Below are 13,008 nucleotides of genomic sequence, written 5' to 3' on the forward strand. Positions count from 1 at the left end.
GGATAGGCATGGGGGAGGTCCCGGGCGGTCGTCAGGCCGCCCGGGACCTTTTTGTTCCTTCCGCTTTTCCGTGCCGCCGGAGGAAGCTACGTGGCGGTCCCGCCCAGCAAGGGGCCCATGGTTCTCCAGCGCGCGATTTCGCAGCCGTCGGTACGGGTGAAGGTAGCGTGGACGGCGCGCCCACGGAATGTACCGGTGACCACGGCAACCTGCGGCCCGCCGTACTGCTGCGTGCACAGCCTGGGCGGTCCGGGCTTGGGGAAAAAGATGTCCTCGCCGAACCGCCCCACAGCGGCCAGGGCCGCCACGGGCTCCGGCAGGGTGGTCCCGGCAGCCGGGTTCCCGTCCTGGGATACCAGCCGGAACACGTGTTCGGGGGCATCCGGGTGGTCACGGATGCTGATGGTCAGGTCGATCACCGTGGTGCTCCTTCTGACATGGCCCCAAGTTCTGCCGCCAGTCTTTCGCGCAGGACCCCCGCTTCCGCTGCGAACGAGCGCTGGTGTTCAACATAGGCAGCCTTGCCGTGGGGCGTCTCGATGGGGATGGCGGGATAGCCCCAGTCGGCCAGGTCGTACGGGGATGCCTGCATATCCATTGCCCTGATCCGCCAGGACAGCTCAAAGCAGTCCATCACCAGTTCGCTGGGCAGCGCCGGCAGCAGCTTGTACGCCCATTTGTAGAGGTCCATGTTGGCGTGCAGGCATCCCGGCTGCTCCATGTGCCGCTGCGACGCCCGGCTGGGGGAATGCTCGTTGAGCGGGATGGCATCCGGCGTATAGAACCGGAACGCGTCGAAATGGGTGCAGCGGATCCTGTTGTCCTCCACCACCTTGTCCGTACCGGCCGGCCCCAGCCGCAGTTGCAGGTATTCATGACGGAGGTCGAACTTGTCCTGCCGGTAGACCATGGCCCACTCGTGGAGGCCGAAGCAGCCGAACTGGGCCGGCCTGGCGGCAGTGCCGCGAAGGATGACGCCGGCGAAGGCCACTGCATCCTTGCGGTCGGCCAAGAAGGCGCCCCGATCGAAGGTGACCGCGGTGCTTCCCGCAGCCAGCCCCAACGAGGCAAGCTCGCCGTCGTCGAGCATCCGGTAATGCTTCCAACCAAGCCGTTCCGTGGCTGGAGGGCCGGTAAGGACTGCCCTGGCGCCGGGATGCCAGCGCTTCAGCTGGCCGGGCTTTTGGGTGTAATAGGTGAAGAGGAAATCCTCCACAGGGTGCTTCTGGCCCGCGGACCGCCGGGCCAAGTAGGGATCGGCATAGCGGCTGACGCGCTCCAGGTGGGCCTCTTCCCTTGCCCAGGCACTCTCCGCCGCCAGCAGCCTAAGAGGCTCCACCGGATGCGCCCAATACGTCCTTGGCGGCATCCCACGCGCTGATCTCGCATCCGTTGGTCCGCGCAAAGGATGAGTCCACGGCAACACCGTCCACCATCCCGGTGACTGCCGCCTTCTGGGGGCCGCCGTACTGCTGCGTGCACGGCTGGGAGGTTCCCGGTGCCGCCGGAGCCAGGATGCCTGGGTTGGCTTTCAGTGCCGAGCAGGCGGCAGCGGCATTGGGATGACTGCTTTCCGCGGCCGGTGTCCCTGAGGTGCAGACCAGGGTGTAGTCCACTTCCGGTGCGCCCTGGGACGGCACAACAGTGATGGCGAGTTCGGCATTACCTTGCCCCGGGCCATCGCCTGGCCGGGACGTAGCGGGGGCGGGGGCCGGCACCGAGGTTTCCGTATCGGGGGAGGGAGCGGCCGGGCCGGCGGGAGAAGGGTTGGCCGAGGAGGTGGAAGGGGCTGTTGACGGGGACGTGCCGCTGTCAGGAGTGCCGCTGCAACCGGAGATCAGCCCGGCGCCAACCGCCAGCAATGCTGCGAGCATCCGAGTCTTCCGCATCGGGCCACCTCTCCTTCGTCCAGTAATTCTAGTCGCTTGGCCAATGCCGGCAGGTTTCTGTTTGGCCGCAATCACTCACCGGGAGGTGGCGGCAATCAGTCCCATCATGGACGCGTGCAGTTCGGTGACCTGGTCCCGGGTCAACCCCAGCCGCTCCATCATGGTTCCCGGCACCTGCAGGGCCTGCTGCCGCAGGGCGGCTCCTTTGGGAGTCAGTTCGACGGCGAGTGCGCGCTCGTTGCCATCGGCGCGGCGCCGCGTGATCAGCTCCGCTGCTTCCAGCCGGCGCAGGAGCGGGGAGATGGTGGCCGGTTCCTGGGCGAGGGCCTCGCTGATGTTCCGTACGGTGCGGGGGCTGTCTTCCCACAGGCAGAGCATTACCAGGTACTGCGGATGGGTGAGGTTGAGTTTTTCGAGCACAGGCTTGTAGGCGCCCACCACGCTGCGGGCCGCCACCGTCAGCGCAAAACAGAGCTGATGTTCAAGCAGCAGGTCTTCGTCATGAGCGGGGTCTGTTACTTCTGAGTCCGTTGCCGCTGCAGCAGTCATTTGCCCTCCAACTGTTAGTGCCCTAATCATTAGTGTACATTTATTGCAGGTTAACACTGAGTGGAAGGAACCTCTTCATGGGCAGGGACAGGTCCGCGGACAAGGGCAACGCCTCCCAGCGCTTCATGCGCGCCACCGGAAAGTTGAGGGCCGTATTCGGTCCCGCCAGCCGCACGGCGCTGGGGCACGATATGACCGAAGAGAACCGGCGCCTCCTGGCCCAGCGCCAGGCAGAGACACAGCAGTGGGAGACCGTCACCAGGCCGGACGGCAGCACCTATGTGGTGCCAAGGAACCCTGAGGACCGGTCCCTGCGGTAGCCGATACCTTCAACCTGGCGGCGGCGCCTTTTTCAGGTCACGGGCATAAAATGAGGGCACCGGCTCCTGCTGGAGCCGGGTGCGCTTTCGCCCGATGTTCGGGAAGGGGGTGGAAACAGTGGCACATGTCCTTACCAGTTTCATGGGCCTGACTGAGAGGCTCCGCTTCGTCTTTGGTCCTGCCACCCGACTGGACGCCGATGCGCCCGTGGTGCACAAACACGACGAATTCGAAGAGGCCTCGGAAGAGGACCTTTCGCATTTCGTGGTGGAGACCGATTCAACGGGCCACCATTACGCCGTGCGGCGCGAAGACTTGGAGCGCGAAACCTGATCCTCACCGGACGCGTCCAGAAACAAAAAGCCGGGCTGCCTTCTCCTCCCATGGAGGGGCAGCCCGGCTTTTCTTTGGCTCCTAGCGGCCGGTTCCGCCGTAGACGGTCACTTCACTTTCGGTGTCGAGCCCGAACGCCTTGTGGATCACGCGCACAGCCTCATCCAGGAGATCGGCGTGCGTGACCACTGAGATGCGGATTTCCGAGGTGGAGATCATATTGATGTTGATGCCGGCGTCGGACAGCGCCTTGAAGAACGTGGCGGAGACGCCGGGGTGGGACCGCATGCCCGCGCCAATCAGGGAGAGCTTGCCGATCTGCTCGTTGTATTCGATGGCCTCGAAGCCGATCTGGTCCTGGGCAGCGTGAAGGGCGGCGAGGGCGTCGGCGCCTTCAACGATGGGCAGGGTGAAGGAGATGTCGGTCTTGCCCGTGCCGTGGGTGGACACGTTCTGGACGATCATGTCGATGTTCGAGTGCGCGTCGGCGATGACCTGGAAGATCGCGGCGGCCTTGCCGGGAATGTCGGGGACGCCGACCACGGTGACTTTCGCTTCGGACCGGTCATGCGCAACGCCGGAGATGATTGGCTGCTCCAAGGCAACTCCCTCTTGAGTGGTGATCTTGTCGTCGGCGCTGGGGATGACCCAGGTGCCTTCATGCTGGCTGAATGAGGAACGGACGTGCAGCGGGACGCCGAACCGGCGGGCATATTCCACACAGCGCAGGTGGAGGATCTTGGCGCCGGAGGCAGCGAGCTCCAGCATCTCTTCACTGGAGATCGTGTCGATTTTCTGGGCTGACGGGACAACACGCGGATCGGCGGTGAAGATCCCGTCCACATCGGTGTAGATCTCGCAGACGTCCGCTTCAAGGGCTGCCGCCAGCGCCACGGCCGTGGTGTCGGAACCGCCGCGGCCCAGGGTGGTGATCTCGTGGGTGGCGCGGCTCATGCCCTGGAAGCCGGCCACGATGGCGATGTTGCCCTTATCCAGGGCGGTGCGGATGCGGTGCGGGTCGACGTCGATAATCCGGGCCTTGCCGTGGATGCCGTCGGTGATCATGCCCGCCTGCGACCCCGTGAAGGACTGGGCGGAGGCGCCAAGCTTGTTGATGGCCATGGCAAGCAGCGCCATCGAGATGCGCTCGCCGGCCGAAAGGAGCATGTCCATTTCGCGCGCCGGCGCGGAGTCGGTGACCTCAGCAGCGAGGTCCAGGAGTTCGTCGGTCGTGTCGCCCATTGCCGAAACGACCACCACCACTTCGTTGCCCGCCTGCTGCGCAGCCACTACACGCGCAGCCACGCGCTTGACCCCGTCAGCGTCCGCTACCGAGGAGCCGCCGAACTTCTGCACAATGAGTTGTTTGGTCACCGCGCCGGAGGCGGGTGCCGCCTGAGGCAGTGTTGCGTTGTGCACTTCGGTGGTGGGCGTACTCATGCGCGTACCTTCATCGGGTCAATTGGAGTTCTGGAGGCCAGGCAGCCTGACGCTGGACGGCGCGGCTTTCCTCCGACAGTTTATCGCCGCGTCCAAAGGGACGTTGAATTGTGACCATATTCCGGCCCTGGTGCGCTGTGGCGCGAGCGTGAGTTGGTGCGCAAGACGGGGCGGCGGAAGGCCCGGCCCGGGTTGAAGTACGACGGCGGGAGGCCGCCGGGGTGCCTCAGCCCAAAGCGTTTCGGCGGCCCTCGAAGGCGCGGCCCAAAGTGACCTCGTCGGCATACTCCAAGTCACCGCCCACGGGGAGGCCTGAGGCAAGGCGGGTGACTGCGATGCCGATCGTCTTGAGCATGCGGGCCAGGTATGTGGCCGTCGCCTCACCCTCCAGGTTGGGGTCGGTGGCGATGATGACTTCCTGGATTTCGCCGTCGTTCAGCCGGGTGAGCAATTCGCGGATCCGCAGTTGTTCCGGTCCCACTCCGGCGATGGGGTTGATGGCGCCCCCCAGCACGTGGTAACGGCCGCGGAACGAACGGGTGCGCTCCACCGCCAGGACGTCCTTTGACTCCTCAACGACGCAGATGACGGCGGGATCGCGGCGCGGGTCGCGGCAGATGTTGCACAGCTCCTGTTCCGTGACGTTGCCGCAGACGGTGCAGAACTTCACCCGTTCCTTGACGGTGGTGATGGCCTCAACCAGCCGCTTCATGTCCTGGGGGTCGGCTTCAAGGATGTGGAACGCCAGCCGCTGTGCGGACTTGGGCCCCACTCCAGGAAGGCGTCCGAGCTCATCAATCAGCTCCTGGACAGCACCTTCGTACACGTTTCCCTCTTTAGTTTGGTGTGAATAGCAGATGAATCAAGAAAATTGGGCAGGCCCCGGCGGCAGCCCCGGCCGTCAATAACGTGGCGTGACAGGGCTCCCGTCCAGGGACCGCTCCTCGATCAGCTTTCCGCCCAATATGCGTTCGACGGCGGCCCGGCCGAACACGCCCGACTCTTCGATGGTTTCATCATCCGCGCTTGGTATGTCCTGGACATAGGAACTCGGGGCAGCAGCGGCCCTGGCCGGTGCCTTGGCCCGTCCAGCCTCAGCCTCAGGGCTGTTGGACAGCCGCTGGTAAAGGCTTTGCCGCGATTCCGTTCGTCCGGCCGCCGGTGCGGAAGCCGGAGCAGCAGTCCCCGGCTGGGGGCGGGGTTGTGTAACCGTTGCCTGGGCAACCGCGGCGTGCGGAGCCGAGGCCTGGGTGACCGGGGCTTGGGCAAATGGGGCGGGCGCGGCGGCCGCCATGGCGAACTCCGGTACCGGAACGCGGTCGGGGGACGCCGGCTGGTAGGTTCCCGCAGCAGGTTCCGCTTGGCCGGGGCCGGAAACCACCCCAGGGGACCAGCCGGGTCCTGAGGCGGCAGTAGCCGCGGACGCCGGTGCCACAGGGATGGAGGGCGGCACCTGGGCCGTTGCGGGCGCGTAATGGGGGACGGCCGCCGATGCGCCGATGTTGTCGTTCCCGGAAGCAGGTGCGGTTTTGGCGCCGACATTGCTCTCGTCTCCGACCACCCATACGCCGGGTGCCTGTTCCACAGCCCGGGTCCAGGGGTCGTGGGCAGCAGAAGCAGGCTGGGCAGCGGGTTGGGTAGCGGTGCCAGGGTGGGGGCCATCGGCTGCAGGCCCCTGGGGCCGTGCGGCAGCGTCAGTGTCGCCGCCGCCCACGGGTTGACGGCCACCGGCGCCAGGGGTTGACGGCACCGCCCGGTTGCCGGTACTTGCAGAGGGCTCCCAGTCCATTGGGGGCTCCTCATCCAAAGGGGGAGCGTCCTCATCCCGCGGCGGCCCCCAGTCGTCATCCGAGTAGGAGTAATCGCCTCCCGCCGCCGGGTACGTCGACTGGACGGGGTCCGTGCCGGACGCGCCGGCAGGGGTTCCCGGGCCGTTGGCAGCGGCGCGGCCGGGCTCCACCATCCCATGGTTGCCGCCGCGCGGGTCGGCGCCGGCCACAGGACGTGCCCCTGGAGAAGTGGCAGCCGCCGCTGTAACCGTGGGTGCGTCCGACGGACTTCCGGCAACAGTGGAAGTCCCGCCACTGCCGGCAGGGGGTGTGCTGCCCGCAGTGGCGGAACTGGCGGCAACGGCGGTGCTCCCGGAGCGCCCGGGGCTCCCTCCCAGCGGTGGCCCGGGGGCTGCCGCGGCTGCGGGTACCTGCTCCGGAGGGGCTGCCTGTGTGGTCGCAGGAGCAAGCCCCCATGCAACGTCAGCTGAAGTGGCCGGAACCACCGGGCTGGCGGGCACTTTTGGGTTTGGCTCAGAGCTCGCGTGGCTAGCGCCGCCGGCAACTGCTTGGATCTGGCAGTCGATGCCGACGGTCCTGTGGATGGCCTGGCGCAAATTGTCGGAGTGGTCCGCCCTGCCGAAGGCACCGGCAAGCCCGGACGTGGTGAAGGACAGAGTCAAAACATTGCCGTCGAAGGTGTGGACCTGCGCATTGGGCTCAACGAGGGCCCAGGTGCTGCGCTTGATTTTGGACAGTGCCTGCAGGACGTCCGGCCAGGCCCTGCGAAGGACCTCCACATCGCCCATGGCCGGGGGAGTGGCTGGGGCGGACACGCCGGGTACCTCCCGGTGGGGCGCCGGGGCCTGATGGGAAGGCGCCTGCGCTTCCGGCCTCTGTTGGTTTTCCGTTGCCTGAGGCGATGCATTGGATTGGCGCGCTGCATTGGCTTGCGGCGAAGGGGTTTCCTGAGGCGATGCATTGGTTTCCGGCGCCGAAGAGGTTTGGTGGGCCGCGTTATTGGTTCCCGCAGCAGCGGAAGCCTGCGGAGTCCGTGCCCGGGCAGGTTCCTCGACGGGCCAGTCGCTGGTGCTGACCCGGGGCGGTGTAAGGGGGCTGCGGGGTCCGTCAGCGGAGGGAGCAGCCTGTCCGTCTCCGGACCCGGGCGCCGCGGAGACAGCCGGTCCGGCTGGAGCCGGACTCACCGGCATGGTCGCTGCTGAAGTGGGCGCTGCAAACGTGCGGTCCGCGGACTGGACGGGTGTGGGCGCGGCCGGTGCGGGCTGGGCGGACGACTCTTGGGCGGCTGGAGCAGCCTGGGCGGACGACTCTTGGGACGCGGGCTCCTGCGCGCGCTGGGGTTCCGGGGAGGAGGTGGCAGGAGTGGCAGCTGGAGCTTTCGCCGGCGCTGCCGGCGCCGCCGTTGCGGGAGCGCCGACGTCGTTCCCTGCGTAGTTCAGCCGCCGCTCCACCCGGTCGATCCGCGCCGCCATGCCGCGCTCACTCTGCTCGGAGCTGGGCAGCAGGATCCGGGCGCACAGCAGTTCCAGGTGCAGGCGGGGAGACGTGGCCCCGGTCATTTCGGTCAGGGCCGTGTTGGTGACGTCCGCGGCCCGGGAAAGTTCCGCGGCGCCAAGGTTGTGGGCCTGGTTCTGCAGGCGGGCGATCTGGTCCGCCGGCATCCCGCGAAGGATGGCGTGGGCGCTTTCGGGCATCGCCTGGACAATGATCAGGTCACGGAAGCGCTCCAGCAGGTCCTCAACGAACCGGCGGGGATCGTGGCCCGTCTGGATGACCCTGTCCACGGCGCGGAAAACGGTGGCGGAGTCGGAAGCAGCCACGGCCTCCACGACGTCATCCAGCAGCGATGCGTGCGTGTAGCCGAGCAGCGCCACGGCAAGCTCGTAGTCCAGTCCGTTGGGTCCGGCGCCTGCCATGAGCTGGTCCAGGACGGAGAGCGAGTCACGGACGGAGCCGCCGCCGGCCCGGATGACAAGTGACAGGACGCCCGGGGCGACGGGAACGTTTTCCTGGCGGCACAGCAACTCGAGGTAGGCCATCAAGGGTTCGGGCGGCACCAGCCGGAACGGGTAGTGATGGGTTCGGGAACGGATGGTTCCAATGACCTTGTCCGGTTCCGTGGTGGCGAAGATGAACTTGATGTGTTCCGGCGGCTCTTCCACGATCTTCAGCAGGGCGTTGAACCCGGCAGAGGTGACCATGTGGGCTTCGTCAATGATGAAGATCTTGTAGCGGTCCCGGACCGGTGCGTAGGTGGCGCGCTCACGGAGGTCCCGTGCGTCGTCGACACCGCCATGGCTCGCGGCGTCAATCTCGATGACGTCAAGGGAGCCCGAGCCGCCGCGGGCCAGCTCAATGCAGCTGGGGCAGGTTCCGCAGGGGGTGTCCGTGGGGCCCTGGGCGCAGTTGAGGCAGCGGGCCAGGATCCGGGCGGAAGTGGTCTTGCCGCAGCCCCGGGGGCCGGAAAAAAGGTAGGCATGGTTGACGCGGTTTTTCCGCAAAGCCGTCATCAGCGGCTCGGTGACATGCTCCTGCCCGATAACGTCAGCGAACGAGTCGGGACGGTATCTGCGGTACAGGGCGGTAGTAACTGTCACAGAGAAAACCCTACCAATCCGGGCTGACATCATGCCGCCCTGTGGGGGAATAGTAAAGACCCCCCATGCACCCGCCAGAGCCCGTCTACCCTTGCTACCTTCCGGTCCTGGGGGAGTTCAACAGGATGACGCCACATGAGGGGCCGTCAGATACTTTACCCGAACATGTGGCGCGACTCGAATCGGTGCTCGGCGCCGTCGCCTCGAGGCCCTGACATGTCCCCCGCGCGGTGCCAAAAGCGTCGCCGGACATGAATTTCCATTGCTAATCTCCACCCCACCCGCGATCATGGGTATGTACACCGATTGGGGCAATCTCAAGGTTGTGAGCTGCGTGGCCTGGCTTAACGGGACGGACCCGGCAGCTCAACGGTGCAACAGGAAATGGGCGCGTTGGGGGCGTCCATTTTCAAGTTAAGGGATTGGATCGCACCGCTTCAGGGCGGTGATGCGGCCCTGAAAAACCTCCGCCGGATGTGCCAATTGGGCGATGCGGAAAACTTCAGGTAATCTAGTACCTGCTTTTGATTCAGAAGCAGTTGGAGAATTCGCCTAGCGGCCTATGGCGCACGCCTGGAACGCGTGTTGGGTTAACGCCCTCGGGGGTTCAAATCCCCCATTCTCCGCCGGTCAAGAACCCGGCCCCGGAACCTCGGGGCCGGGTTCTTGCTTTTCCGCCGCCGTCGCGGCGTCCTTCATTGATGGTCAGGCCACGTCCGCTAACGGTTCACCAAGCCGCCTCAGGCGCTGCCTCGCTGCTGTTTCGCTGGGGCCCATCCGTCTCCGAGGGCCGCCCAGTGCAAAATGGACGACGCCGAGCGACGCCTTTGTCGCCAGCCGCACCGGGAGGGGAGACGGGCCCAGCCGTGGAACAGACAGTCCGAGCATTTGCCGGTACCGGGGTTCCAAGCTGTAGACGGCAGCGGCAAACAGGATCCTGTAACCAGGCTTCAGCAGGGGATGCAGCGGAGCATTGCGGATGAACTCAACTGTTTCCTTGACCCGGTTGTCCGCGCGCAGCTCACCCTGTGAATACCACTGGTCCAGTTGGCTGCGCATCTGCGCTTCGGTCAGCGGGGGGTCTTCCACCCCCATCAGCTGCCCCGCCTGGGCCCACTCCCGAACGTAGGCGTCCGCGCCGCCGGGAATGGGGCCGCCCCAAATCTTATGGGCCGCGAGGAAGCCGTCCGTAAAGGCTAGGTGGATCCAGTTCGCCAGCCCGGGATCATTGGCACTGTAGGTGCGCACTTCGCCGTCGTTGTCCTTGTAGTTGCCCTGGACCGGCTCGTGCAGGCGCCGGACCCGCCGCGTCGCCTGCTCCGCGGCCGCCGTGGAACCGTAGGTCACGGTAAAGATCCAGCGGATGGTGTTGGCCAGCCGGCGCAGGGGATCGTCGCGGAAGTTGGAATGCTCATGGACCCCCGCCAGTGCGCCCGGATGGAGCGACTGCATGAGCAGCGTGCGGATTCCGCCCACGATGGGCGTCATGGAGCCGTGAACTGCCCACACTGCCGAACCGGGCAGGTGGTAGCCGGAATCGTCGCCGTCGGCCAGCTTAAGCGTCCAGTCCGGCGGGGCATCAGCCCTGCCTGAGAAGGTCTTTTTGATTTCGTCCTGCCAAATACGAAGGACATTGCGCATGAGACATTGTTGCCCATTTCCGCTACGAGGGCTCGATCCAGCAGCGGATCGCGGACCCGATCCCCTAACCGCCCACAAAAAACCCGCAATGTCCGGCTACTGGGTTCCCACGCCTGCGGTCCTGTGGTCCCATGGGACGTACCGTCGAGACAACGTGCGGCAGGCCACGTCGTGGAGTCAGTCAATGGGCAAGAATTCCGTGCCCGGTAGCCGGAAACCGGACCAGCGTACCTTTTCTCCCGTTGCCCGCGCCGTCGCTGCTGCCGGCGTGCTGGCCGCGTCCGTTTGTGCAGTGAACCTTTCTGCAGGCTCCGCAGAGCCGCCACAGTTCGCGCGTTCGGTGGCCGGAACTGGGACCACCCCGGACTCTGCCGCCCCGTTCGGAATTCCGGAAAAGTCCGGAACGGTTAACGGCAGGGAAGCGCAAACCGAATCGACGGCGACGGCGACGGCGACGGCGACGGACCAGGTTGGAGGGGCCGCGCTTCCGCCCGCCATCCTGTCCAATCCGCAGGTCACCCTTGACTTCCCGCACACCGCGATCGGCGGCGTGGACCAGCACTCCGCGACTGCCCTGACAGTTGGCCCGGCGGGCGCGGGCAGGCCGTTGGCAGGCTTCCTGATGTCACCCCTTCAGCTACTGGACCCGAGCTCGCCGTTCGGCTTCCGGGTCAGTCCGATCAGCGGGTCAGCGGGAGACTTCCACCTGGGGCAGGATTATGCAGCCCCCTGCGGGACGCCCGTATACGCAGCAGATTCCGGTGTTGTGAGGGCAGCCGGCTGGCACCCCTGGGGCGGCGGCAACCGGATCGAGATCGACCACGGCGACGGGCTCATCACCACCTACAACCACCTGGAAGCCATCGGCGTGCACACAGGTGACCAGGTGCAGGTGGGCCAGGTCATCGCGCGCGTGGGCACCACCGGCTGGTCCACGGGCTGCCACCTGCATTTCGAGGCCATCCTGAACGGCCGCTACACCAATCCCCTCAGATGGAGCTTCCTCCAGCTCCGCGCGCTGAATCAGGCGCCTCCGGCCCAGATGGTGTCATACGTGCCCGGCGTCGGCTTATCCGGCGGCAGGATCAGCTGGACCATCCCCCTCCAGATCGACGCGGGAGACGGACTTCCCGCAGCCGGGCTCCAGGTTTCGCCCTTCCCGCCGCTTTTGGTACCCGGCCCGGCGCCCGCGCCGGACCGGGTAACGGGCATTGTGCTCCCTCCTCCCAACGTGCAATTGACGACGACGGAGCTGCCCCCTGCTGAAGCGGCGGCAAATGCCGCCCCGCCATCGCCCGGCCCGGTACCGAGCGATCCGTCGGCTGCGCCGTCAAGCCCGACGCCGTCGCCGACAGCTCCTAGCCCGACGCCGTCGCCCGCTGCGCCGAGCCCGACGCCGTCGCCGTCGCCGTCGCCGGCCCCCACTTCGCCGAGCCCGTCGCCGTCGCCTGCCCCCACTTCGCCGAGCCCGTCGCCGTCGCCTGCCCCCACTTCGCCGAGCCCGTCGCCGTCGCCTGCCCCCACTTCGCCGAGCCCGTCGCCGTCGCCTGCCCCCACTTCGCCGAGCCCGTCGCCGTCGCCAACCGTTGTTGCACCAGCGCCTGCTCCCGCGCCTGCACCAGCGCCTGCACCAGCGCCGGCTCCTGCACCTGCTCCCGCCCCAGCCCCCGCTCCCGCGCCGGCTCCTGCTCCCGCCCCAACGACCGCTCCCGCTCCTGCACCTACCACTGTCGCGCCGGCACCCGCTCCGATCGCGCCGCCCGCGGAACCGGCCCCAACGCCCACGCCGACACCTACTCCTACCTTGACCCAACCAGCACCGACGGCGCCTCCGGCCTAGGGAATTTCCACTCCTGACCCGTACATGCGGCTCCCGGCACCGAAGGGCCTGTATGAGCAACTTTTCCCCCACACGCAGCCTCCGGACCCTCTACCCGATCCCGCTGATCCTGAACGACGGCACCAGGACGAATTTCGGCCAGTTCAAAGGGAAAGTGGTGTTGGTGGTCAACGTGGCCTCCAACTGCGGATTCACCCGGCAGTATGCCGCCCTGGAGGCTCTCTACGGGAAGTTCCGCGACCGGGGGTTCGAAGTGTTGGGCATTCCGTGCAACCAGTTCGCAGGGCAGGAACCGGGGACCGACAGCGACATCACGGAGTTCTGCCAACGGAATTTCGGTGTCACGTTCACGCTGACGGCCAAGGCAGAGGTCCGCGGCAGGAACCAGCACCTGCTCTATTCCGAGCTCACCAAGTTCAAGACCGGGCTGCTGCCGGGGATGGTGAAGTGGAATTTCGAGAAGTTCCTGGTCAACCGCGAGGGGGACGTGGTGGCCCGCTTCGCCCCCACCGTTGAGCCCGACTCGGCAGAGGTCATCGACGCTATCGACTTGGCACTCGGATAAACGGGCGGCTGGCCGAATTTGCTCTGCGAAAGCGCAGTTCTTC

Annotated in this window: 12 protein-coding genes, 1 tRNA gene, 1 other RNA gene and 1 pseudogene; 5 read left to right on the forward strand and 10 right to left on the reverse strand. The window is 66.5% G+C overall.

The genetic code is table 11. From position 1 onward, the window contains the following. Positions 1–86: 86 nt before the first annotated feature. The 4 genes from J7I84_RS10105 to J7I84_RS10120 all read right to left on the reverse strand — a co-directional run bounded on the left by J7I84_RS10105 (position 87) and on the right by J7I84_RS10120 (position 2,438). A complete protein-coding gene (locus tag J7I84_RS10105; protein WP_214944091.1) occupies positions 87–419 on the reverse strand; it encodes a serine protease inhibitor in 333 nt (110 codons plus the stop codon). After that, entirely contained in the window at positions 416–1,369 is a 954-nt protein-coding gene (locus tag J7I84_RS10110; protein WP_214944093.1) for a 3-methyladenine DNA glycosylase, read from the reverse strand. Before J7I84_RS10110 ends, J7I84_RS10105 begins: the two co-directional genes overlap by 4 nt. Further along, a complete protein-coding gene (locus tag J7I84_RS10115; RefSeq protein ID WP_214944095.1) occupies positions 1,326–1,889 on the reverse strand; it encodes an SSI family serine proteinase inhibitor in 564 nt (187 codons plus the stop codon). Before J7I84_RS10115 ends, J7I84_RS10110 begins: the two co-directional genes overlap by 44 nt. Positions 1,890–1,964: 75 nt before the next feature. Then, positions 1,965–2,438: a MarR family winged helix-turn-helix transcriptional regulator gene (locus tag J7I84_RS10120; RefSeq protein WP_214944096.1), complete on the reverse strand. Its 474-nt coding sequence runs from the start codon at positions 2,436–2,438 to the stop codon at positions 1,965–1,967. Between the two features lie 77 nt (positions 2,439–2,515). On the opposite strand from J7I84_RS10120, the gene J7I84_RS10125 reads away from it, so the two are divergent. Next, positions 2,516–2,758 carry a hypothetical protein gene (locus tag J7I84_RS10125; protein WP_214944098.1) on the forward strand — a complete coding sequence of 81 codons (243 nt, stop codon included), beginning with the start codon at positions 2,516–2,518 and terminating at the stop codon, positions 2,756–2,758. Between the two features lie 118 nt (positions 2,759–2,876). Next, on the forward strand, positions 2,877–3,092 hold the full coding sequence (locus J7I84_RS10130; protein ID WP_214944100.1) for a hypothetical protein: 216 nt from the start codon (positions 2,877–2,879) through the stop codon (positions 3,090–3,092). An 81-nt stretch (positions 3,093–3,173) separates the two neighbouring features. Here the strand turns inward: J7I84_RS10130 and J7I84_RS10135 are convergent, their stop codons facing one another. The 4 genes from J7I84_RS10135 to ffs form a co-directional block, all read right to left on the reverse strand. After that, positions 3,174–4,532, reverse strand: coding sequence for an aspartate kinase (locus J7I84_RS10135; RefSeq protein ID WP_214944102.1), 1,359 nt, complete (start codon positions 4,530–4,532; stop codon positions 3,174–3,176). Positions 4,533–4,758: 226 nt separating this feature from the next. Continuing rightward, positions 4,759–5,358 carry a recombination mediator RecR gene (recR, locus tag J7I84_RS10140; protein ID WP_141158226.1) on the reverse strand — a complete coding sequence of 200 codons (600 nt, stop codon included), beginning with the start codon at positions 5,356–5,358 and terminating at the stop codon, positions 4,759–4,761. Between the two features lie 75 nt (positions 5,359–5,433). Further along, positions 5,434–8,949, reverse strand: a complete 3,516-nt coding sequence (locus J7I84_RS10145; RefSeq protein ID WP_214944222.1) for a DNA polymerase III subunit gamma and tau — start codon at positions 8,947–8,949, stop codon at positions 5,434–5,436. A gap of 21 nt (positions 8,950–8,970) precedes the next feature. Beyond that, positions 8,971–9,067, reverse strand: an RNA gene (gene ffs / locus J7I84_RS10150) — signal recognition particle sRNA small type. 393 nt (positions 9,068–9,460) lie between these two features. On the opposite strand from ffs, the gene J7I84_RS10155 reads away from it, so the two are divergent. Continuing rightward, positions 9,461–9,545, forward strand: a tRNA-Ser gene (locus tag J7I84_RS10155). A gap of 79 nt (positions 9,546–9,624) precedes the next feature. Here the strand turns inward: J7I84_RS10155 and J7I84_RS10160 are convergent. Then, complete coding sequence (locus tag J7I84_RS10160) at positions 9,625–10,560, reverse strand: oxygenase MpaB family protein (RefSeq protein ID WP_214944103.1); 936 nt, start codon at positions 10,558–10,560, stop codon at positions 9,625–9,627. Between the two features lie 622 nt (positions 10,561–11,182). On the opposite strand from J7I84_RS10160, the pseudogene J7I84_RS21900 reads away from it, so the two are divergent. After that, positions 11,183–11,488 (forward strand): annotated as a pseudogene (locus J7I84_RS21900) (M23 family metallopeptidase); the annotation flags it as partial. A 95-nt stretch (positions 11,489–11,583) separates the two neighbouring features. Here J7I84_RS21900 and J7I84_RS21905 read toward each other — a convergent pair. Continuing rightward, positions 11,584–12,345 (reverse strand): hypothetical protein, encoded by a 762-nt coding sequence (locus tag J7I84_RS21905; RefSeq protein WP_311381116.1) that lies wholly within the window; start codon positions 12,343–12,345, stop codon positions 11,584–11,586. A 107-nt stretch (positions 12,346–12,452) separates the two neighbouring features. Between J7I84_RS21905 and J7I84_RS10170 the strand changes: the two genes are divergently transcribed. Then, entirely contained in the window at positions 12,453–12,965 is a 513-nt protein-coding gene (locus tag J7I84_RS10170) for a glutathione peroxidase (protein ID WP_214944107.1), read from the forward strand. Positions 12,966–13,008 lie beyond the last annotated feature (43 nt).

It is taken from the genome of Arthrobacter sp. ISL-85 (assembly GCF_018613675.1).
Lineage (GTDB): Bacteria > Actinomycetota > Actinomycetes > Actinomycetales > Micrococcaceae > Arthrobacter.